The sequence below is a fragment of the Calditrichota bacterium genome, assembly GCA_020637445.1.
In the GTDB taxonomy this organism is placed as follows: Bacteria; Electryoneota; RPQS01; order RPQS01; family RPQS01; genus JABWCQ01.
Genome location: JACJVZ010000002.1, coordinates 439,497 through 461,908, shown reverse-complemented (window position 1 = coordinate 461,908; position 22,412 = coordinate 439,497). Strand labels below are relative to the sequence as shown.

The window sequence follows — 22,412 nt, the reverse complement described above, 5'->3', positions numbered from 1 at the left end:
GCTCCCTGTCAAGGAAAGGTTCCCGAGGCGAATCCGAGTTTAGTGAATTCCTCTCAGACAGGCAACTCGGCTTGAATGCCTATTGAACAAATAGGGTTCATCTCCTATATTACACCTCATAGTCTCTTTTCTCACAAACCATCCCCAACGACTGATGTTCACCTCTAAAAAGTTTCGATTCTTCGCGATTGCACTTTCAATTCTGATTGCGGCGGTCATATTCGTAAGCTGCGACAACAATAACGACAACAACAATCCTCCCGTCACCGGCACCTTGACTGGCATCGCGATTTTCCACGGCGATTGGCCAGATTCCGGCGCCGTCCAGCTCTCCGTTTTTGAAAACTGGAATATCTCCGCAGGCAACTGCTCGTGGTGTGTAAATGCCGCTGGTGGTCCTCCCGCTTACTACACGGCGCAGGGCTATTTCACCGATCCCGATCCGGCCAATGACAACGACGCCGACACGCTTACTTTCGAAATCACAGGAATCTCTCTCGGCACGTACAATTCCATCGTCACGGGTTGGCGCGCACCCGAAGTCAACGATATCGCCTGCGACGAACCTGTTGTCGGCATGTACGGCGGCAACCCGATGACTGACGACTCGCTTCCCGAACCCGTGACCTTTTCCGAGGACGCGCCGAATCAGAGTATTACGATTCACACCTATTTTGACTACTTCCTGCCGGTCCCCGGCTGCGGCGATCGCGGACGTATCGAAGGTTCAATGCACCTGAACGGCGACTACCCCGACGGCGGAATGCTGGTGATGATTTCGACGTTCCCCTTCAATCCGTGGCAGCCGGCGATGGGCGCACCGAGTGCGTACTACGTGATGTCATCTGCCTCGGATACGAATTTCCGCTTCACTCCGCCCTACGGCAACTACTATCTTTCCGTTTGGAGCGCTGCTCCGCCGCCCGCGCCGACGTTCTGGTACGGCTGCTACGGCATCAACACTCAGCTTGGTGGATCTCCGTTGGTCGGCGACGCTCGCCCCGATGCCGTCACGATTGATGAGACTACTCCGCTCGTGCGCGACTTCACAGTCAACGCCTTCGCTCCGCGTCCGCATTGGCTTAGCGGCAACGTGACCTACACCGGCACCCGTCCTGCCGAAGGCTTGCTTGTGATGCTTTCGACGTTCCCCGTTTCACCTGAGCAGCCGCCGATGGGTGCTCCGACGGGCTATTTCGCAATCACCGACGACGCCGAAACCCTCTATGCCTTTACCGGCATGCCCGAAGGCACATACTATATTTCGCTTTGGAACAACGTGCAGGGTCCCGGCGCAACCTGCTACGGTGCCCACGGCTGGACGACCGGAGGGTCACCAACGCCAATCACGATCGACGGTGACGCGAACTTTGGACAAATCAACATAAACGTGTCCAACTAAGTTTCGGCTTTCACCTGAATTTTGTATCTTCACGGGGCCGTCGCAAGACGGCCTCTGTATTTCAGGCAACGCTCCGCTCTGCGCGGGGGACTGATTACTCGCGGCGGCAGGTGTCTTCACCTGCCCCGCAGACCGAAATTTTTCAGATGCAATAATTCGCGGCGGCACCCGCTGCGGGTGCCCCGAACGCTGAAAATTTCCAGATTCCGGCGGGGAACCGCTACGCTAAATCCCCGCTCGGCGAACACTTTTCCTAATTTAAGATTGGTTCTTTGGTTCTGAGGGGGGTCTGTCTATACTTGCAATAATGACAACACTATGATCCGCTACCTAACATATCTTGTTCTCGCAATGATCGCGGCGGTACCCGCTGCGGGTGCCACATTGCTGCGCGGAACGATTTCGGACTTGCAGACCGGTGAAGGCTTGCTTGGTGTGAATATTCAGTTGGTCGGCACACTGCGCGGCACGTCCACAAGCGAAGATGGCAAGTTCACGCTTCATTTACCGAACGGCGGCGAGTGGACGCTGCGTGTTTCCAGCATCGGCTATCGCACGACGGAACACAAGTTCACCATCGGCGAAAACGACACTCTCACGCAGAACATTCAGCTCGATCCCGATTTGCTGCAAGCAGATGAAGTGGTTATCACCGCACAAGCTCGTGAAACAACGGCGCGGCTATCAACCACCAAAGTAGAAGTCGTGCGCTCCACGGAAGTGCAAAACCGTGCGCCAAGTTCCTTAGACCGCGTGCTCGATGCCGTTCCCGGCGTAGACGTGCACCGCACTGGCGGAGCGATTGTCTCGAATGTCTCGATTCGCGGATCGTCAGATAAACTCGGCGGCGGCGTCGGCAACCGAACACTGCTCTTAGTCGATGGCCGGCCCGCAGTCATTTCCGACACCGACGGAGCAAGCTGGCAGCTCTATCCAGAAGACGTGATTGAACGTGTGGAAGTCGTCAAAGGAGCCTACAGCGCGCTCTATGGCTCCAATGCGATGGGCGGCGTCGTGAACATGATTACGCATTCACCGACGCACAGAGAGTATACGCGCATTCGTGCGGGTTACGGAATATATCAGAAACCTCCGGCATGGGCTCGCTACACGGAACGCATGACTACGCGCAGCGATCTCTCTTTCAGTCACTCCAATTCCGTCGGTCGGCTTGGCTACTTCACGAACTTCACTCGCCGCAATTCCGAAGGCTGGAGACAATCTTCGGCATCAGAAAATCTCACGGCGTTCACCAAGCTCGTGTATGATTACACTCCCGAACGCAGCTTGACTCTGTCCAACATCTTTTTGGACGGTGAAAACGAATATCCGCATCCGTGGGAAAGCGTCGCTGAACCTCTGCGCGTGCGCGACATCTACACCAATGACCTGCAGCGCAAGCAAACTTTCTCGTCCGATTTGGTCTATCGCCGCATCGAGTCGCCGCGCTCGAACTACACCCTGCGTTTCTTCTACAACCGTGATCTCACGCGTTCGCTGTTTAATCCGTCGAGCGAACCGCGAGAAGGTGACACGCCGATTGATTTTCAGACTCGTTCGCTCTCGCAAAAACTCGGCATCCTCGAAAAATCCACGAAGATCGCTCCCGGCGGGCATACGCTGGTGTTCGGTTTCGATGCGACGTGGGATTTCGTCAAAGGAGTTCCCGAAGATTATCTCTACGGTCGGCAACAGGCCGTCTCGCTTGCAGGATTTGGTCAAGACGATTGGACCGTTCACAAAAGTGTTCACCTGACCGCGGGCGCGCGCTACGACTATCGTCATCTTGTCAGCGGAAAATCGACGCAGCAAGTTTCGCCGAAAGCCGGAATTTCCTACGAAGCCCGGAAGAACGTCGTCCTGCGCGGCTCGGTCGGTCACGCGTTTCGCAATCCGTCCATCGCCGAGATGTTCTTGAAGAAAGTCGGCACGCAGGATTACGAATTCGTTCCCAATCCCGATCTTGATCCGGAAACTGTGGATTTCGGCGAAGTCGGCGTGAATTGCCGCATCAACGATCACGTAGTCATGGACGCCGCGGGTTTTCACTACGACTACAACGATATTATTCGGTGGCAGGTTCTCGCGGGCGGAAGGTTCAAGACGGAAAACCTCGCCGAAGCGCAAATCGACGGCGGTGAGTTCAGTATTCGCTCAGCTTGGCCGCGCAACGTCAACACGGTTTTCGCCGCGACTTATCTGCACACCGACATCAACAACGAAGGACCGCTGACCTATGTCCCCGAGTGGCGCTTCTTCGTCGGCGCGGAATACACGTACCGCCGCACAACTTATGGCTTCGAAATGCGGCACGTCGCCAAAACAGACACGGTTGTTTTCTATCAAAACGACGCACCGGATGCTTTTACCGTTATGAATGCGCGTATCGCATTTCAATTCCGCCAAAGCACACGTTTGAGTCTGCACGTCGAAAACTTAACCAATGTGCAATACGAAGAGATGGAGCGTTACAGAATGCCCCCCCGCACCTACCGTGTAGAGCTCCTCTACGACTTCGATTTCCGGAAGCAGGATTGATGCTTTCGTCTCAACAAAGAAAAAAGCGGGCAGCCTTAGGCTGCCCGCTTTTATTAGTCAAATTCAGAATGAGCGGGTCTACCGCTCCACTTTCACAAGATACATATCCGTGTCGCCGTCACCGTACGAAGTCGTTGTTCCTGAGAGTATGTATCCGCCATCCGTGTGTTGGACTTCGTAGCAAATGTCGTCACCCGGTCCGCCAATCGCGGTGCTCCACAACACGCTGCCGCGGCCGTCGACTTTGAACAGCAGCATGTCCGCGCCGCCTTGTCCCCACGAGCGCGTGCTGCCTGCGATCACAAACCCGCCGTCGTCTTCGGCGAGTATCGAGTAGGCCTGATCTTCCTGCACGCCGCCGAAAGTTTTCGCCCACAACGTGTCGCCCAAGCTATCCGTCTGCACAATCCAGCAATCGTATCCAGACGGAGCGTCAGGACATCCGCCGACGGATCCTGCCAGTACAAACCCACCTTCTGGAGTTGCCACAAGCGAGTTGCCGACGTCGTACTTGCCGTACCAATACACATGCTCTTTTAGGACGACGCCTTTCCAATCGATCTCGGTAAACAGAAAAGCCGATGCGTCTCCGCACGGGCCAGTGTTTTTCTTCTTTGACTCAACCCACGGAAATTGCGGATTCTCTTCGGCAATCACCGGAATCGTTCCTTCCGGTATGTCTTTCGTATAGCCTACGGCAGCCACGCGGCCATTGCTGATTTCAACAATTGCGTTCGCTTGCTCGCCCGAGAAGTTGCGAGTCCACACAACGGTCCCCGGTTTGTTCAGCTTGACGATGTTGTACGCGCCTTTTAGGTCGAGCGCATTTTTGCCCGCGCTGACAAATCCGCCGCCGCGCGCGTGCAGAATATCTTCTGAGAAATCGCCGCCGCGGTCTTGCGAAATCCGCGACCATTCGACGTCACCGTCGTAGTCAGTCTTCACGACGTATAAGTCGGTTCCATAACCGCCGGGACCGCGTGTCGATCCGGCCAAGATGAATCCGCCGTCGTTGGTTGTACGTACCGCGCGCGCCGAAGAAACGCCGGACCCTGTGTAAATTTTCTTGAAGATCAGGTCGCCATATCGTCCCAATTTCATCAAGCACATTTGACGATTGCCGTTGTCCGCGAAAATATCTCCCGCCAGAACGTATCCGCCGTCATCAAGCGAGAGCACGGCGTATGCTCCGTCGTCTTCGGAGCCGCCGAAATGGCGCGCCCAAACGGGAGTCGGCGCACGGTCAAAGCCGTACATGGACGACGCCGGCGCCTGTGCGAATGCACTGGATGCCGCGAGCCACATGATGGCCGTGAACGCAATTAACCGAATTAGTAAGCTCTTCATTAAGGGATTTATGCCGCTCCAAATTCCAATCCGTAGTCCGGCAGCACGTCGCTAATCGCAAGCCGCTCCCGGTTTGTCCATGTCGTCTGGGCAAGTTCTATCAACGTGTCCGCCTGTGGTCTATGTAATCGTTCGTCCGCCGGAATGCGGTCTTCAAGTTTGGCTTGAAGTTCTTCCGGCAGGCTCTTGCATCCGGGACCACAGAGTACCCCACCTAAGGGCAACCATTGCGCCAATTCTGACGCATCGAGCACGACACGCGCCTTCGCGTCCTCGCCATAGCTCTGCGCGAACCATCTTTCCTTGCGCGCCTGCACAAGCACGGTCACCGTGTCGGAAATTGGCAACACTTTGTGCGCCAAAACGTCGAAAGAGGGCACAGGCCATAACGGCACATCCAAACCTCGTGCCAAGCCGTGCGCGAAAGCAAATCCGACACGTAATCCCGTAAACGAGCCGGGGCCTTGCCCTATAGCAATTGCGGCAATCTCTGCCGGAGCAGCTCCCATGCTGTCCAGCAATTCAAGGAACGAGCTTTTCAGGCTGTCGCGGTCTTTCAACATGATTTCACGAACCTGTTGGTCTTTCGCAAGTCCCAAAAGAGTTTCGCGGCCGGATGAATCGAGGCAGAAGATCATGCTTTGGGTTCGGAGATGAGGAGGGAACGTTCAGTCATGGAGGGAAGAATGTCCAGATGGACGTGGTAGCAGTTTGCAGGCAGAAGATCAGAAATACGTTCGGGCCATTCGATCAGGAAGATGCCGTCGCGCTCGAAGTATTCTTCAAGTCCTAACGCAACAAAGTCATTCGCATCTTGAAGTCTGTACAGGTCCGCGTGGAAGAGCGGCACACGGCCTTCGTATTCGAGCACGTAATTGAACGTCGGCGAGAGGATGTCTTCTTGAACTCCGAGACCTTTGCCGATGCCGCGCGCGACCACGGATTTTCCCGCACCGAGTTCACCGGACAGACAGACTACGTCGCCCGGACGGAGCCGTTGCGCAAACGACTCCGCCCAAGCGAGAGTTTCTTCGGGCGAACGAGTAATCAATGCTGGTAGTCGTAGATCATCACCGGCGTAATTCCGTTCATGCGCAGGTAAATCGTCAGCGCACCGCGGTGGTGCCAGTGTTCATCGACTGCGAAAAACGGGAAGAGGTACGAATCCATCGTCTCGCCCCACGCTTCGACCTTCTTGTTCAAGTCTTCGTCCTTGATTTCGTCCCACACCTTCATCGCTGCAGCAAATTTCTCATCGACGAACGCCGCGAGTTCCGCCTTCGACAGATTTTTCGCGCTGGCTTCTTCGACGAACTTCCCGTCGCGCGTCATCTTCATCAGAGCTTCGTGCGAACCATACATGTGCTGAACAGTTTCCGACCACGAGCGCACCTCGGGCGTCGGCTTGAAGTCCATTTTGTCTGCCGGCATCTGGTCCAAAATTCGTTTCGTCACACCGTGGATCATCTTGAAATAGTCAATCCTCGGCTGAATCATCATCTTCATCATCTGCATGGGTGGGTCCTTCTAAAATCTGGTTAAACAATATTTTGCAACAACATCCCGAAACCAATAATCCCATCAATCCCGGTCCACAAACATATGAACATTTGTACAAGAAGTCAAGGGGGTTCTGGGGTGTTCCATCGCGGCGGCACCCGTTGCGGGTGCCCCGCACGTCTGATGCTACTTTAATCAAAGCGGGCGGATTGCCATCCGCCCCTACATCGTTTGTGGCGCGCGCTTGGACATCGGTCGGTTTCGCAACAAGATCCTTCAGCCGCGGCGGCTTCAGGATGACAAAACAAAAGTACATTGTCATCCTGAACGAAGGCTTGGCGAAGTGAAGGATCTACCCAAGCCCCCCTTAAAACAACGCCACACTCGCCAGCACCTGCACGCCATACGTCTTCGCAGTCGTTTTCCCTGCGCCCGGCGCATCTTCCCCCCATCCTCCCATATCCGTCAACCCAAGATTGTATTTCAATTCCAGCGCGATAGCCTTTCCACCGAGCCCAAACTCCACACCACCCCCGACATTCAGCGAAAAATTCGCATCCTTCCAATTCCCATTTGAATTGAATGAATCGCCGTCTACTTTGGTTCCGTCACTCACAGTCAACCCAAGCTCCGGCCCGATCTCCAGAAACGGTCGTACGACTTTGACCGGAAGATAGTACACTAAGAACGGCGCAATCGTCATCTCATCGGCGATCACGGTTATGTCACCGCCAAAAATTTCGTATGTCGCGCCTTTCTGAGTGTAGAGCAAATCCCCGCGCACCGCAAAATTCTCCTGCACAACCAGCGGAATTTCTCCCCATGCTCCCAACACGAGTCCCGTCCGGTTTTTCGTCGTGAAGTGAATCACCTGATCGGGAATTTCTTCATCGACATTCCCGAACATCAAACCGCCTTTGACTCCCAATCTCGGCGCGGCGGCGTAGAGCGTCGTCACAGAAATGAACAACAAGCATAGGATCATGAATAGTCTTTTCATACTATAACCTTTTATTTTTGCGCGGTTACTTCTTACCGTTCCGCTTATTTAGTTGTATTGATCCGGTACAATAGAAGAGAGTCCCGATCTTCAACTCGAGTTCCGATGTCGTCAAGTTTGTTGAACAGACCGGGTGCATATGAATCCACTCGTTTGAGGTCCACGAGTACGTGGCTCACGTGGTATTTGCGTGCAGCCTCGAGCATTTCATCTTCGCTGTCGACGTTAGAAAGAAACCGCGTCGTCGCGTTCAAACGAGTTTCGAGTTCGTCGGCCAACAGCGGGTTTCCATGCTGATGATAAACCAGCCGCGCACCGGTCATACCGGGAACCGGCCAACCGGTTTCTCCCTCGGCCAACACAATATCCCCCGCTCCCAGATCATTTTCGAGAAACGCGTATCTGTCTTTCACAGAAACTTCTTCAGGCAGCGCGCCAATCAAACGAAGAGCTATCTCGCCCGAGTGCTTAATCTCCCATCCCCGCATTTTGACGCCGACGAGCACGACGGCGAGAATCAGCACGACGCGTGAAACAAGCCGAACTGGGATCGGGCGCGGCGACTGCCTTAGTTTGTCAAAAGTCTCGAGTGCATACAGCGCAAGCAGCAAATGCATGGTTAACATCGCAAAGAACAGAAATCTCGCCCCGATGGAAATGTCCAAAGCCCACGACAAAAAGTAGCCGCACGAGAACAACCCAAGCAGCAAGACCACCGGCAAATGCTGGCGGCGTATTCCGTACCAAACAGCCAGCGGAACCCCGACCAGCGCAACTCCAATAGCGCTGATTTGGTTTGCGAACATGATCTCTTTGTACCAATGTCCCGCCGCGCCGGACGTCAGAGTCTTCAAGTAGTCAAAGTACGGCCAAAAAATGATTGCCGCGACAGCGGCAAACGGGACAGCTTGAAGCAGGAGCGTTCGTTTCGCTGATGATTCAAAAAACGCCATGACGGCGGCAACCATGAAAACGAAAACTCCCGTTATGGGATGGCTGAGAAACACGACCAGACTCAAGATCGCGTAGCTCCAAAGGTGGCGGCTTCGTTTGCTCTTAAGAAAGTGTGCAAGTTCAGCCAGCGCGTGAAATCCCACACCGTAAGCGAAAACCGCAACGTAGGTCAGACTCATGAAAAAGAGCAGCCAATAATAGCCGTTCGCCATCGCGAAGCCGCTTCCCCAGCACACCAACATGATCGGCACAAGCATGGTGACCAGTCGTTTGTCCCGGTATTCCACGCGCAGAAGTCTGGATAATCCGGTCGCGAACAGAATCAGATTTATGATCGCGGAAAACTGGATTGTCGAAACGGCACTTACGCCGAGCAGCCGTACGATAACCGCCCACGTCATTGCATACGGCGTGAACCGCGGCGACGTATCGCCCGGAAGATCCAGCATCGGATTTTGCGGATGCACGAGGTTTTCGGACGCCGCGCGCACCGTGGCAATCATTTCAAACGTGTCGTCTCCGGCCCACGGAAAGGACACGATGTAAACAACCGCAACAAGAAACACGAACAGCCACATAATCCACGGCCGTTCGAGGAGACCTTCAATCCAAGAAAAAGTGATCGACCAAACGTCTCTGGTCGTGTCACGCGGCGGTTGCACTATTTTCGTCCTACGAAATGCACACTGCTTCCGTAAATCATTTCCGCGGCTTCCATGATAGTTTCGGAGAGCGTCGGATGCGCATGAATCGAAAGCGCGACGTCTTCGGCTGTGGCGCCCATTTCTATTGCGAGCACGGCTTCGCCGATCAAGTCTCCGGCATGCACGCCCGCGATGCCTGTTCCGAGCACCTGCCCCGTCGCGGGATCGCAAATGAGTTTTGTGACGCCGTCTGTGCGACCCATCGCCAACGCGCGGCCTGATGCGGGCCACGGGAATTTCAAAATCTTCACGTCGCGGTTTGCAGCCTTCGCATCATTCTCAGTCAACCCTGCCCACGCGATTTCCGGGTCGGTGAAGACGACCGCAGGAATTGCTCTGGGCGCAAACACACTCTTCTTTCCTGAAATCGATTCGACCGCGACGCGTCCTTCCGCGCTGGCTTTGTGCGCAAGCATCGGCTGCCCTGCGCAATCGCCAATCGCCCAGATATTCGCATCATGAGTTCGGCGCGACGCATCTATTATAATGAAACCATCTTGACCGACTTTGACCTTAGTGTTTTCCAGACCAAGATTCTCGACGTTCGGTCGGCGTCCAATCGACACAAGAACCTTATCGAACTTCTCTTCGCCCGTGTGCTTGCCGTCAAACTTTACGGTCACGCCGCTCTTATTCGCTTGCACATCAACAACTCGCGTCCCCGTGTGAATCGCTTCGAATTCTTTCGAAAGTTTTTGCACAAGGTAGCGCGCCAAGTCGGCGTCCGCTCCGGCAAGCAAACTGTCGAGCATTTCCACCACAACCACTTTCGATCCGAGCGCGCTATAGACCGACCCCAGTTCGAGCCCGATGTAGCCGCCGCCTACGACTAAGAGCCGTTTGGGAATTTCCGGCAGGTCGAGCGCCGTGCGCGAATTCCACACGTGCGGAGAGTCATTTGGAAAACTCGGAATCTGCGCGGCGCGTGATCCGCTGGCAAGGATGCACTTTTGAAATTCAACGCGCTCCGTGCCGCCAGCAACAAGTTCAACCTCAATCGCATTCGACGAAACAAACTTGCCGCGACCTTGCACGTATTTGATCTTGCGCTGCTTGGTCAGAAGCCCAAGTCCACCGGTGAGCTTAGTCACAACCGACGATTTGAATTCGCGCAATTTGTCAAGGTCTATTTTCGGCGGATCAAACTTCACACCATGCGCTTCGGCGTCGCGCGCATCCGTGATCAATTTCCCCGTATGCAAGAGTGCCTTGGACGGAATACACCCGCGGTAAAGACAGACGCCGCCGGGATTTTTCTCGAGATCGATCAGCGTGACGTCGTGACCGTGATCCGCCGCATGAAAAGCAGCGGCGTAACCTCCCGGCCCACCGCCCAAAACTGTGACTTTGAATTTATCGGACATGATTCAGAAAAAGAGGAAAGAGGAAAAGAAGAAAGAGGAAAACAAATGCGGCGTCGATTTCTGATCTCCCTCCGCGCCGCGCGGGGGGATTAAGGGGGGTTATTCAGACAAGTCGAGAATGTAAAACGCATTGTCATCCTGAACAAAGGCTCGGCGTAGCGAAAAACCCCTCTGAAAAACTTGCCGAGCGCTGTTCTGAATTTCCGTCATCCTCTGTAAGGACCTACTTAAGAGAACCGAACAGGCCAAACGCAAATCGAAATCGAAGTTCACTTGCGCCAGCGCCACGTTGGGCACTTTTCAAGTGCCTAACCTTCCACGCTCAGCACAAACGGTTCTTCGACGGCTTGGCAGATCCATCTTAGGAATCTTGCGGCGTCGGCGCCGTCGATCAGACGGTGATCATAGGACAACGAAAGCGGCATAATTCTGCGCGGCTCGAATTCTTTGCCGTTCCAAACGGGTTTTGTTTGTGCGCGCGAGACGCCGAGGATCGCGGCGTCGGGTTGATTGACGATCGGTGTGAAGTTCGTACCGCCGATGCCGCCCAAATTTGAAATCGTGAACACGCTGCCCTGCATTTCTTCGAGCGCGAGTTTGCGGTCGCGCGCGCGTCCGGCAGCTTCGGTGAGTTCGACGGAAAGTTGAATCAGGTTTTTTGAATCCACGTCACGAATCACGGGCACCAACAAGCCGCGCTCGGTATCCACCGCGACGCCGACGTGGTAGTAATCCTTGAACACGACTTCCTCGGATTGAAAATCGAGACTGCCGCGAAACTGCGGGAAAACTTTCAACGCCGCTGCGGAGATTTTCAGAAGAATCGCGGTCATCGTCAGCGCGCCGCCGGCTTTTTCGGCCAAGGGAGAAAACTGCTTGCGGAGTTTTTCGATGTTGGTTACGTCGGCTTCGTCGAACTGCGTGACTTGCGGGCCGGTGCTCCAATCGCGCGAGAGTTTTTGCGCCGTTGCACGGCGGACATTCGACATCGGTTCACGATGCGTTGCGCCCCACTTGCCAAAATCCGGCAGGGGTTGCGGACCAATCGCGCTGACGGTTGCTCCGCCCGCGCTCGGAACTTTCGCGGACGTGCGCACGAACAGCTTTACGTCCTCAATCAGAATCCGACCGCGCGGGCCGCTGCCCGCGACTTGCGAAAGATCAACTCCCAGTTCGCGAGCGAAGCGACGCACCGCAGGACCGGCAGGAAGCATGCGGTCGTCTTTGATGTGACCGTTGGTCGCAGGTGCAACAGGTTTTGGCGCAGGAACGGTTTCGACTTTTGCCGCAACTGGTTCGGGCTTTGGTGCAGGTTTCGGCGCTTCGGCTTTGGGAGCTGCGGGTTTTTCAGCGACAGCCACCGCCCCACCTTCCATCTGCATCACGACCTGTTCCGGCACAACTTTATCGCCCGGCTTAATCAGGATGTTCGTAATTTTTCCCTCGACATCCGACGGCACTTCCATCACGGCCTTGTCGGTTTCGAGTTCAAACAGCGCTTGATCAACCTTGACCGTATCGCCAACTTTGACCAGCAATTTAACAACATCACCCTTAGTGATGCCGTCTCCAAGAAATGGTATTTTGAAATCAGGCATTCGCTATGCTTCCTGCAGTACGTTTAATTGTGTGGGCATATCATCCCACGTCCGATTGTCCAATGTGCGGCCCGTACGGCTCTTCACCACACCGCCCCACTGCTTGAAAAAGAACGCGACGCCAGCTCTTTGGCATTGATCACGAATGTCGCGTACCCAGTCAGGTGAAATGTAACGAGCGCCAGGACCAGACTCACCTCCGACAATCACCCAGTCTATTCCTTCAAGGTTCATGTTTCGCAGTGGGCCAATAAGCGGCTCACATGACAGGAATTTCACCTTCGCATCACTTGCTCGCAGATCATCAATTCGGAATAGCACATCCTCATTCTCGACACTAACACCCATCCAAACATTTTCCGGCCATTCCAGGAACTTACTCAATCCTGCAAGACGCGCTGAACGCTTAGTCAATACTTGGTATGTATGCCAATCAGCTACAGCCATCGTAATGAATATGTCAAGAATGTAGTCTCGCGGTACTTTCTCGTGAAACAAATCGCTCATCGAGTTCACGAATATGGTCTGAGGCTCCGGCCAGTAGATTGGCAACTCAACCACTTCGGGATGAAGCGTTACCTCAAATCCATTACGATACTTCTCAAGCCCCATTCCGTGAAGTCGCTTCGCCATCCGCTCGGCGTAACAGAATTTGCATCCCTGACTAATCTTGTTACAACCAGTAACAGGGTTCCATGTGGAGTGCGTCCACTCGATTGAGGATTTAGGCATGCCCAACCTGTCTCTTTCGAAGTCTTGTAACAATGTCTTTCATTATCTTTAACGCGACAGAGGCATGGCTCATGAAATAGAGATAGTAGACTGTCCCTTTACGAGAGTTCAACATTTCAACTGGATCAGAAACATATTCAAACCCCGCAACCTCTTTCAGCCTACGTCCATACTCTTTCGCAAAGTGCAGACTGCCCGTCTTTACTCGATCGCTCCCACCAAACATGTTAAGTTGTTCGTCGTGAACCTCATAGGCCGCTTTTCGCCATGTTTCATCTCCCCAAGAACGTGTGAGCCTTTTTGCCTGAGTTTCCTTTATTGTATTGGGGTCTTTCAACAAAACATTCATTTGTACATCCATCATCATAAACGTCAAGATCAAATCGACCTTTTTCGTTTGTGCAGCCGCGCATATCAGGTTCCAATCATAATTGAGGGCATATGGATCGAGGATACACAATGCTCTCTGTTTTCCAGATCTTGCGAGAAGGGGGAATATTTCGCGAGGCAAGACGTTGTTGCAATCGCCGAAATATACTTTGAGATTGCTGTGTTCTTGTTCAAGAACTCGGAGTCCTTCTGCTCTTTTCTCGTTCCACTCCACAAAATGGTACTCTCTGAAAGGCGGCGAAGTTGCAAGCGCAATCCGCGGAGAACCGAGCACTTCCTTTTCTGATCGTCGCGATATGTGCCGACCAGATCCTGCAAATGCGTCAATGTAAATGTGATAGAAACCCTTGCTCGTCATGATTTGCGAGTAAGGCCTGGCGTACTTCTCGATAATTTCTAGCTTGTTTTCTGACCAATCGCCTATAACGTCGTCTTTCATGGTCTTCTCCTAGTGCTGTTCTAGCAAGTACGACAATTTCCCCTCCGCGTTACGCCACCCAAGGATCCAATTTCCCCGCCAAAATCCCAAACTCCTTCATATGCCCCGCCACAACATCGGGCTTGATCTTCCCCTGCTGCGTGAGCTTCGTCAGCGCGGCCTGCACGATATACGGCGCGCTCACTTCAAAGAAATCTCTGAGCGCTTCACGGCTTTCGCTGCGTCCAAATCCGTCCGTTCCCAAAGAGTGAAAATCGCCCGGTACGTAGCTGCGAATCAAATCACTCTGCGCCTTCATATAATCCGAAGCAGCAATCGTAATCTCGGCCGCGCCCTTCATCGCCTGCGTCACATACGGAACCTTCGCAGTCTCAGTCGGATTGAGCATATTCCAGCGTTCGCACGCCAGCGCTTCCGTGTAAAGAGTCTTATAGCTCGTCACACTATACACATCCGCCGCGATGCCGTATTTTTCCGAGAGCATCTTCTGCGCTTCCAACACACCGAGCATAATCGAACCCGATCCGAACAAATTCACCCGCAGCTTCGCCTTTTTGTCGTCGGATTTCTTGTAGAGATAAAGTCCCTTCAATACGCCCTCTTCAACACCCTTCGGCATCTCCGGATGCGAATAATTTTCGTTCTGAATCGTCAGATAGTAGAAAATATCTTCCTGATCCTGATACATCCGCTTCATACCGTCGCGGATAATCAGCGCGAGTTCGTAGCCGAACGCGATATCATACACCATCAGGTTCGGCGTCGGCAGAGTCAAAATCGGACTGTGTCCGTCTTCGTGCTGAAGTCCTTCGCCGTTCAATGTCGTGCGTCCGGCCGTCGCGCCCATCATAAAACCCTTGCAGCGCGCGTCACCCGCGGCCCAAATCAAATCGCCGATGCGTTGCGGCCCGAACATCGAATAGAACGTGAAAAACGGAATCATGTTCAGCCCGTGATTGGCATAGGCCGTCCCCGCCGCGATGAAGCTCGACATCGAACCCGCTTCGGTGATTCCCTCTTCCAAAATCTGCCCGTCCGTCGCCTCTTTATAATATAGAAGAGACGCGCGGTCGACCGGCTCATAGTTCTGGCCGATGCTCGAATAGATTCCGACTTGGCGGAACAGCGCTTCCATACCAAACGTGCGCGCTTCATCCGGCACGATCGGCACGACAAACTTGCCCCACGCTTCGTCTTTCAGAAGTTTGGCCAGAATTCTGACGAACACCATCGTCGTCGAAACTTCGCGCTCGCCGCTGCTCTCGAAGAACTCTTTCCAGAAATCTTTCGCGGGAGGTGCGATCGGCTCCACCGTGACATTGCGCTGCGGCATCGAGCCGCCCAGCGCTTCGCGGCGCTCCCTAATGTATTTCATCTCGGGGCTGTCGTGCGGCGGCTTGTAGAGCGGCGTGGCGGCGATGGCTTCATCCGAAATGGGAATCCCGAAGCGCGTGCGGAAGTGCCGCAGCTCTTCGTCGTTGAGCTTCTTCTGCTGGTGCGTGATGTTGCGGCCTTCGCCTGCTTCGCCCAGGCCGTAACCTTTGATGGTCTGCGCCAAAACGACGGTCGGTTGACCTTTGTGCTCGACTGCGGCCTTGTAAGCGGCGTAAACTTTTTCCGGATCGTGTCCGCCGCGGCGCATCTTAAGCAATTGCTCATCGGAAAGATGATCCACCATTGCCAGCAGATCGGGATCGATCCCAAAGAAGTGCTGGCGAATGTACGCGCCCGATTCCACCGAATACTTTTGGTAATCTCCGTCGAGCGCTTCACCCATCCGCTTGACCAGCTTGCCGCTTTTGTCTTCGGCGAGCAGATAATCCCAGTCATTGCCCCAGATGAGCTTGACGACATTCCAACCCGCGCCCCGGAAAATCGTCTCAAGTTCCTGAATGATCTTCCCATTGCCGCGCACCGGCCCGTCGAGTCTTTGCAGGTTACAGTTGACAACGAAGATCAGATTGTCGAGCTTTTCGCGTCCGGCGAGTCCGATGGCGCCGAGCGCTTCCGGCTCGTCCGTTTCACCGTCACCCAAAAACGCCCATACGTGCGAATCGGTACTTGGCTTCAGGCTGCGGTTTTCCAGATAGCGGTTGAACCGTGCCTGATAAATGGCTGTGATCGGCCCGAGTCCCATCGACACCGTCGGGAATTGCCAGAAATTCGGCATCAACCACGGGTGCGGGTAGGACGAGAGTCCGCCTTCGGGCCGCAGTTCGTGACGGAAGTTACGCAACTGCTCGATGGAGATCCGTCCTTCCAAGAATGCGCGCGCGTAGATTCCCGGCGACGCATGACCTTGGAAGTAGATTTGATCGGCGCCGTCGGCGTGCTGGGGGCCTTTAAAGAAATGGTTGAAGCCGATTTCGAACAGCGTCGCGACGGACGCGTAGGTGGAGATATGTCCACCGATGCCGTCTTCGGCACGGTTCGCACGCACGACCATCGCCATCGCATTCCAGCGGATGATGCTCTTGATGCGGCGCTCGATTTCACGACTGCCCGGAAATGCGGGCTGCTTGTCGGCGGGAATCGTGTTCACATACGGAGTGGTTAGCGGAAACGGCACCGACACGCCCTGCTTCTGGGCGTGAATCTGCAACCAGTGCAATAGGGCTTGCACACGTTCCGGTCCGCCTTGTTCAAACTCGTAGTCCAGCGACTCTGTCCACTCCTGAATCTCGATATCTTCAGGAAGTGATTGGCCGCGATATGGGTTAAAGGCCGAGCTTTCGTGGATATTCTCCAGTGTCAGCTTGTCGTCAGCCTGTGTAGAATTACTCATTTAGAGGTCCTTTCCTATGGCTATCCGGCGCCGCACCGGTCCTGGCCGGGAGCGCCTGTCTCTCTTGAATGCAACCTTTAATATACCCATTTCCCCTTCGAAACTCAATTCACCTAAATTCTCATCACTCCCCCTAATACCGGACGACACGCTCCAAAAATCACACTCTGCGCACTCAAGAATTTTCTCGCGGCGGCATCTGCTGCGGATGCCCTGTTTTGACTTCGGACTTCTGACTTCAAGCTCTCGCCCCTTCCCGGTTCATACCTCCCACCTCTGACCTCATACCTTCTCCGATGTCTGTTTCCGCCTTCATAATTCATACTTCATATTTCATATTTCAATCCAAAACGGAGGCGTTCTCCGCAAATTTTTTTCATTCAAGGTCGTTCCGTCACAGACGGAGAAAGCTGTTTTCATAGGGGAAAAGCGCCCGTGCAAGACGGGAGCGGCATTCCTTTGTGTCTACTCGCATGGACGATATGCACCAGCGAGCGAGCACGATAGAAGCTGCTTCCCCGACTGATAACTCCTGCTTCGCCGAACTTCGCAACTTACTCACTTTCAAATACTTCTCAGACTGAAAACTCCCCCTTCCCCTATGACAGAAGCCTGTCGCAAGGCGCCGTTCGGTCTTGTTCGCGACTGGCAGCAAGGCTTTCGCGGAGAACTTTCGAAGCCATCCGTGACTGACACGGACGCGCGTTGCAACTCTTGTGGACTGTCCTGCGTTCTTATGACTGTAGCAGGGCATACCCTCTTGACAAAATTCTTTTTGTGAGTATATTTGCGATTAGCGCTGTGTGTGTGCGCTGCTACTCCTTTGATTGCATGCTCGAAAACGTTGTCTTCGGGCTTATAGATAGACGGTACGGGCTGCCGCACAGCCCGATCATCGCGTAGGGACGCCGCAGTCCCCGCCCCCGTTTTTGGGTAACAACTGACTGCAAGATACTCCCTCAGAACTAATAACCATCGAGCAAAGGAGCTCCACATGGCGACCAAGAAGGCAACCAAGAAGAAAGCCACCAAGAAGAAAGCCACGGCTAAGAAGGCGACCAAGAAGAAAGCCACCAAGAAGAAAGCTACGGCTAAGAAGGCGACCAAGAAGAAAGTAGCCAAGAAGGCCGCGCCGAAGAAGGCGACCAAGAAGAAAGCCACCAAGAAGAAAGCTACGGCCAAGAAGGCGACCAAGAAGAAAGCCACGGCCAAGAAGGCGACCAAGAAGAAGGCCGCCAAGCGTAAACCGAATGCCGCTTTCATGGCTCCCATGATGCCGTCGGCGACCTTGGGCGATGTCATTGGCAACAAGCCGATGCCGCGCACGGACGTCACCAAGAAGATTTGGGACTACATCAAGAAGAACGGTCTGCAGGACAAGGCGAACCGCCGCATGATCAATGCCGACGACAAGCTGATGAAGCTGTTCGGCAAGAAGCAGGTCTCCATGTTCGAAATGACCAAGCTCGTCAGCAAGCACCTCTCCGCCGCCAAGTAACCAGCGCCGGCGCTGGACCCAGTGTGCTGGCGCGAAAGCCGGCAATTGGGTGGTTGGCGTTCTCGCCGAGCGGGGCCTGCGCTCGAACGTAGTGAAGCGATTAAGCGCGTCAGCGCGGTTCCCCGCCGGAATCCGAGAAACACTCGCCGAGCCGGGTTAAGCCTGCCCTTGAACGAAGTGAAGGGCGACGCGCAACCCGGCCGGAACAGGAGAAGTACAGATAAAGAAAGCCCCCGCAGGAATGCGGGGGCTTTTTGCGTTTGGTACGAACGGACAACCTCCCTGTTTGGTCGCACCAACGTGTTGCGCATTTCTTGACTTTTGCGAAGCGTAGGTGTTACCTTTGTCTTGAACTGTCGGACCATTCCACCAGACATCTCAATTGACGGAGTAGTAAAATGTATCGCGAAGAGCTTGACTCGTTCCTACGTGCATTGCCGGGTATCAATGCAAAAGAGTTGAAGAGTAGAATCAGCTATTGGCGAGCCAATGGAACCAGATTCTGCAAACTGGAGGGAAAGGCATCAAACTCCACAATCGTTTTTACGGATCTTCATTACACCACAGCACACCATCTCTTAGCCGAGTCCGAATCTGATCACGAGGGTCGACTGAAACTTAGGTTGATCAACGCTCGTAGAGTTGAATCGGCAAAAGCCTTAATTCTGAAACGGTATCGGTAGTGGTGCAAGGTCGAACGCAAAGGTCATTTCCTAAATACGGTCAAGAAGGCACCATGAGTGGGGAGTAGACCAGCGCCGGGATGCGCTTTGAACCGTTGCCAGCTATAAGTAGGTACTTTCGGGATGGCTGAAGTAGGGAGAATGTCAAAAGAGGCCCCCAACCGTACCACAAAAGGGACAGTCAATTCAAATTGCTATTCCTTTTACATTTGTAAGTTCTTCTTCATATTTCATACTTCATTTTTCGTGCTTTCCCGGAACGGTAGTTCCAAAATATTCGTTAAATTGTAAGCTATCGGTTCGCGCCGCAATTGTGACGAATAAGGAAAGATCATGCACCATCGCACTCGCTTAGTTTATCTCCTCGCGCTCATCCCCGTGCTGGCACTTGCGCAGTTCCAGTGGCAGGATGACGGCCTGCCGATTCGCCAAGGTGCTCACCTCGGCTGGAACGGTGCGGCTGTTTGTGCCGGAAACGACGTGGCGTTGTTTTACTACGATTGCCTCCGCGACGGCACACGCGATGTCTGGGGCACACGCATCGCTCCCGACGGCGAACACATCTGGGGACAAAACGGCAGGCTGGTCGCGGGCGATATCAGCGAACAGCGCGCGCCAATCGTTGCAGCCTATGCGGACGGCAGCATTCTCGCGGTGTGGGAAGATTATTCGGTCGGACGATTTCGCGATCTGAAAGCGCAGCGCTACGATCACAACGGCAATGCCATGTGGTCCCCGTCGGAAGGCGTTTCGGTTGTGCAGACCTTCCGCGATCAATTCGACGCCAAGCTCGCCATCGACGAGAGCGGCTATGCCTACGTCATCTTTAACGACGACCGCTTGACCGAAGGTGCGGACACACGGCTGAACGTCTACGGACAAGTCCTCTCACCCTCAGGCGAGCGCATCGGTCCCATCGACGGAATTCAGCTTCTGTTCAGCGCGGATTACAACAACCAGCCCGTGGATATCGTCTGTGTCGGCAACAGCGCCTACGCGCTTTGCACCGAACCCAGCGCCGAGAGTGATTTGGTTATCCAGAAAATTTCTGAGAGCGGACAACTGGGCTTCGCCGACGAAAATTCGGTTGCGGAATATTCCGATTTCGGCACGCACAAGATGGTCGCCATTGAAAACGGCCTCGCGGTGGCGTGGACCGCCCGCGGCGCAGGCCAGCAATACGGCGACGCGAGAGTTGTTTTGCTCGACACGACGCGCGCGCCGCTTTCCGGCTGGACAGCGGACGGCATACTGATCGCTTCCGGTCCGGACGCACAAACAATCGCCAATCTAACCGCGGCTCCGGACGGCGGAGTGATCGTAGCGGTCGCCGATTTTGAATTTGATCCTGAAGAATCCTCCGTGCTGCTCTATCACTATAGCCGTACCGGTGAACTCACGTGGGGTCCCGTAGATCTCGGGATCGCCGCATTGCGCACGTCGCCCCTGGATTGGGCTTGGGACGGTACCGATTTGATCGTCACGTGGGCCGAGTTTGACGAATCCTACAACAACAACCTTCGCACGCAGAAAATTTCCAGCACAGGAACGAAACTGTGGGGCAACGACGGCAACCTCGTCTGGACTCGTTTGGACAAGAAGCTGCGCGCTGAAATCGAACAGCCTCCCACGGGTGCCGCGCGACTCGTGGTTGTGTCGGGACGCGCCATTGCCCAGCCGGAAAGTCTGTTTGTCGCGGAACTAAACGACAGCGGACAGCTCGCTGGCGCCGCCGAATTTGTCAGCGGTGGATGGACCTACGACAGCTACGATCAGGAAACAGCTAAACTTGACAACTGGAAATTCGGCGTAATTTGGACGGACAACCGCGCGTCGCTGAACCGTGATGTGTACTTTCAGATCGTCGACGGCAACGGTGAAACGTATTTGGAACCGAACGGCCGAAAGCTAAATAGCGATCACAGTTTCTTGATTCATCTTCCGCCTGAAATTGCGGCCGACGGAAACGGCGGAGCGTTTCTCGTTTGGGCGGGTGATTCGATTGGATTTAATAGTGTGATGCACATTCACCGGATCGACAACAGCGGCGCGGAAGTTTGGGCAAATCCCGTTCGCATTCGATCCGTCCTCGGTTTTCTCGGTCAACCGCACGTCGTGGCCGACGGCAGCGGAGGCGCGTTCGTGGCCTTTTCGCGTTTCAACGACAGTTTCGTGGCACGCATCAGCATCGCTCACATCGATGCCGCAGGCAATCTCAGTTGGCCGGAAGTCTACCACGAATTTCCCGGACTGCCGGGCGCGGATTTGATTTTGACGGATGCCGAAAGCGACGGTCACGGCGGCTGCTATTTGTCGGGAGTCACCGGCCAGTGGCAGGACACGCAGGCGATTGTCTATCACATCAATGCCGACGGTTCTTTTGGTGATGGGTGGTCGGATGCGGGACGCGAGTATGGCGCCGTTGGACGACGCGACCGCAATTCGAAGCTCATGCGCTTGGGCGAAAATATTTTGCTGACATACGAACAGCCGCAAAGCGACGACGCTGCGACCTACGACGTGCGCGGTGTTTTAGTTACTCTGAGCGGTCAGGATTTGTGGGGCACTCAAGGTCACAGAATTTCGGGTCCTGAGGCCGCCGCCGTTCGCCACGATATTTCGCCCGACGGTCAGGGTGGATTTTTGGTCTCGTATGAAGATTTCCGGGACGGCGTTCACTCCTACGGTTACGTCGCGCGCTATGACGCCGACGGCATCGCGGAGTGGAGCGGTGTTGACCGCCGGGTTTGCACTCACGAAGGAGATCAGAGTTTCATGACGGTGACTCACGACGGCAACGGCGGTGCGTGGGTTATGTGGGAAGACTATCGCAACACGGACATTTACTCAGAGATTGATCTTTACGGCACGCACATTGACGGCGACGGAAATTTTGCGAGCATCGGCGGCTTCGAGTGGCCTTCGGAAGGCTATCCGATTTGCGACGTGCCGACGTATCAGCAAGCGCCGGTTTTGATTCCGTGGAACGAAGGCAGTGCATTGGCGGTTTGGAAGGATTTGCGTTCGAGCAATCCCGGCCGCTGCTGCGGCGCGGGTGCGGTCGGCGATATTTTCAACAACATCTATGCGCAGATTTTGACTGAAGTCACGTTGGCTGCGGATGAAAACGTTGCCGACATCCTTCATCCTTCATCTTTCATCCTTTCTGCATACCCCAATCCGTTCAATCCGAACACGACGCTGAATTTCACTTTGTCGCAGAATGCGAACGTGAAGCTCACGATCTACAACGTTCTCGGTCAGGCCACGGAGTCAATCCTTGACGCGCCGCTGCTGGCCGGCGACTATGCCTTCGACTGGAACGCAGGACATCTTCCCAGCGGAATTTACTTTGCGAAACTCGAAACTTCCACGGGGCTTTCGACGGTCACCAAACTAACCCTGCTGAAATAAGTTCAATCTACTACTTTCCAGCCTCCGGCTGGGGATGCATTCGAGAATGTATTAAGAAAACGGG

General features: G+C 54.4%; 15 protein-coding genes. 4 read left to right on the top strand and 11 right to left on the bottom strand.

The genetic code is table 11. From position 1 onward, the window contains the following. Positions 1 to 154: 154 nt before the first annotated feature. Entirely contained in the window at positions 155 to 1,402 is a 1,248-nt protein-coding gene (locus tag H6507_09800; protein MCB9369388.1) for a hypothetical protein, read from the top strand. Between the two features lie 318 nt (positions 1,403 to 1,720). Next, a complete protein-coding gene (locus H6507_09795; GenBank protein ID MCB9369387.1) occupies positions 1,721 to 3,940 on the top strand; it encodes a TonB-dependent receptor in 2,220 nt (739 codons plus the stop codon). Between the two features lie 78 nt (positions 3,941 to 4,018). Here the strand turns inward: H6507_09795 and H6507_09790 are convergent, their stop codons facing one another. The 11 genes from H6507_09790 to aceE all read right to left on the bottom strand — a co-directional run bounded on the left by H6507_09790 (position 4,019) and on the right by aceE (position 16,753). Continuing rightward, positions 4,019 to 5,287, bottom strand: coding sequence for a hypothetical protein (locus H6507_09790; protein MCB9369386.1), 1,269 nt, complete (start codon positions 5,285 to 5,287; stop codon positions 4,019 to 4,021). 8 nt (positions 5,288 to 5,295) lie between these two features. Then, positions 5,296 to 5,925, bottom strand: a complete 630-nt coding sequence (tsaB, locus tag H6507_09785) for a tRNA (adenosine(37)-N6)-threonylcarbamoyltransferase complex dimerization subunit type 1 TsaB (protein MCB9369385.1) — start codon at positions 5,923 to 5,925, stop codon at positions 5,296 to 5,298. Further along, positions 5,922 to 6,338, bottom strand: coding sequence for a tRNA (adenosine(37)-N6)-threonylcarbamoyltransferase complex ATPase subunit type 1 TsaE (gene tsaE, locus H6507_09780; GenBank protein MCB9369384.1), 417 nt, complete (start codon positions 6,336 to 6,338; stop codon positions 5,922 to 5,924). Before tsaE ends, tsaB begins: the two co-directional genes overlap by 4 nt. Then, positions 6,335 to 6,802 (bottom strand): DinB family protein, encoded by a 468-nt coding sequence (locus tag H6507_09775; protein MCB9369383.1) that lies wholly within the window; start codon positions 6,800 to 6,802, stop codon positions 6,335 to 6,337. Before H6507_09775 ends, tsaE begins: the two co-directional genes overlap by 4 nt. A gap of 352 nt (positions 6,803 to 7,154) precedes the next feature. Then, a complete protein-coding gene (locus tag H6507_09770) occupies positions 7,155 to 7,787 on the bottom strand; it encodes an outer membrane beta-barrel protein (protein MCB9369382.1) in 633 nt (210 codons plus the stop codon). Positions 7,788 to 7,831: 44 nt separating this feature from the next. After that, a complete protein-coding gene (locus H6507_09765) occupies positions 7,832 to 9,403 on the bottom strand; it encodes a hypothetical protein (GenBank protein ID MCB9369381.1) in 1,572 nt (523 codons plus the stop codon). Continuing rightward, positions 9,403 to 10,809 carry a dihydrolipoyl dehydrogenase gene (gene lpdA / locus H6507_09760; GenBank protein MCB9369380.1) on the bottom strand — a complete coding sequence of 469 codons (1,407 nt, stop codon included), beginning with the start codon at positions 10,807 to 10,809 and terminating at the stop codon, positions 9,403 to 9,405. The genes H6507_09765 and lpdA overlap by 1 nt, the downstream gene beginning before the upstream one ends. 308 nt (positions 10,810 to 11,117) lie before the next feature. After that, positions 11,118 to 12,407: a 2-oxo acid dehydrogenase subunit E2 gene (locus tag H6507_09755; protein MCB9369379.1), complete on the bottom strand. Its 1,290-nt coding sequence runs from the start codon at positions 12,405 to 12,407 to the stop codon at positions 11,118 to 11,120. 3 nt (positions 12,408 to 12,410) lie between these two features. After that, positions 12,411 to 13,139 carry a phage Gp37/Gp68 family protein gene (locus tag H6507_09750; protein MCB9369378.1) on the bottom strand — a complete coding sequence of 243 codons (729 nt, stop codon included), beginning with the start codon at positions 13,137 to 13,139 and terminating at the stop codon, positions 12,411 to 12,413. Then, positions 13,132 to 13,968: a three-Cys-motif partner protein TcmP gene (tcmP, locus tag H6507_09745; GenBank protein ID MCB9369377.1), complete on the bottom strand. Its 837-nt coding sequence runs from the start codon at positions 13,966 to 13,968 to the stop codon at positions 13,132 to 13,134. The genes H6507_09750 and tcmP overlap by 8 nt, the downstream gene beginning before the upstream one ends. A 49-nt stretch (positions 13,969 to 14,017) precedes the next feature. Beyond that, positions 14,018 to 16,753 (bottom strand): pyruvate dehydrogenase (acetyl-transferring), homodimeric type, encoded by a 2,736-nt coding sequence (aceE, locus tag H6507_09740; GenBank protein ID MCB9369376.1) that lies wholly within the window; start codon positions 16,751 to 16,753, stop codon positions 14,018 to 14,020. A gap of 994 nt (positions 16,754 to 17,747) precedes the next feature. On the opposite strand from aceE, the gene H6507_09735 reads away from it, so the two are divergent. Together H6507_09735 and H6507_09730 are read left to right on the top strand one after the other, a co-directional pair. Continuing rightward, positions 17,748 to 18,251: a hypothetical protein gene (locus H6507_09735; protein MCB9369375.1), complete on the top strand. Its 504-nt coding sequence runs from the start codon at positions 17,748 to 17,750 to the stop codon at positions 18,249 to 18,251. Positions 18,252 to 19,267: 1,016 nt separating this feature from the next. After that, the gene (locus H6507_09730) at positions 19,268 to 22,348 is read left to right on the top strand and encodes a T9SS type A sorting domain-containing protein (protein ID MCB9369374.1); all 3,081 of its coding nucleotides are present in this window, start codon (positions 19,268 to 19,270) and stop codon (positions 22,346 to 22,348) included. Positions 22,349 to 22,412 lie beyond the last annotated feature (64 nt).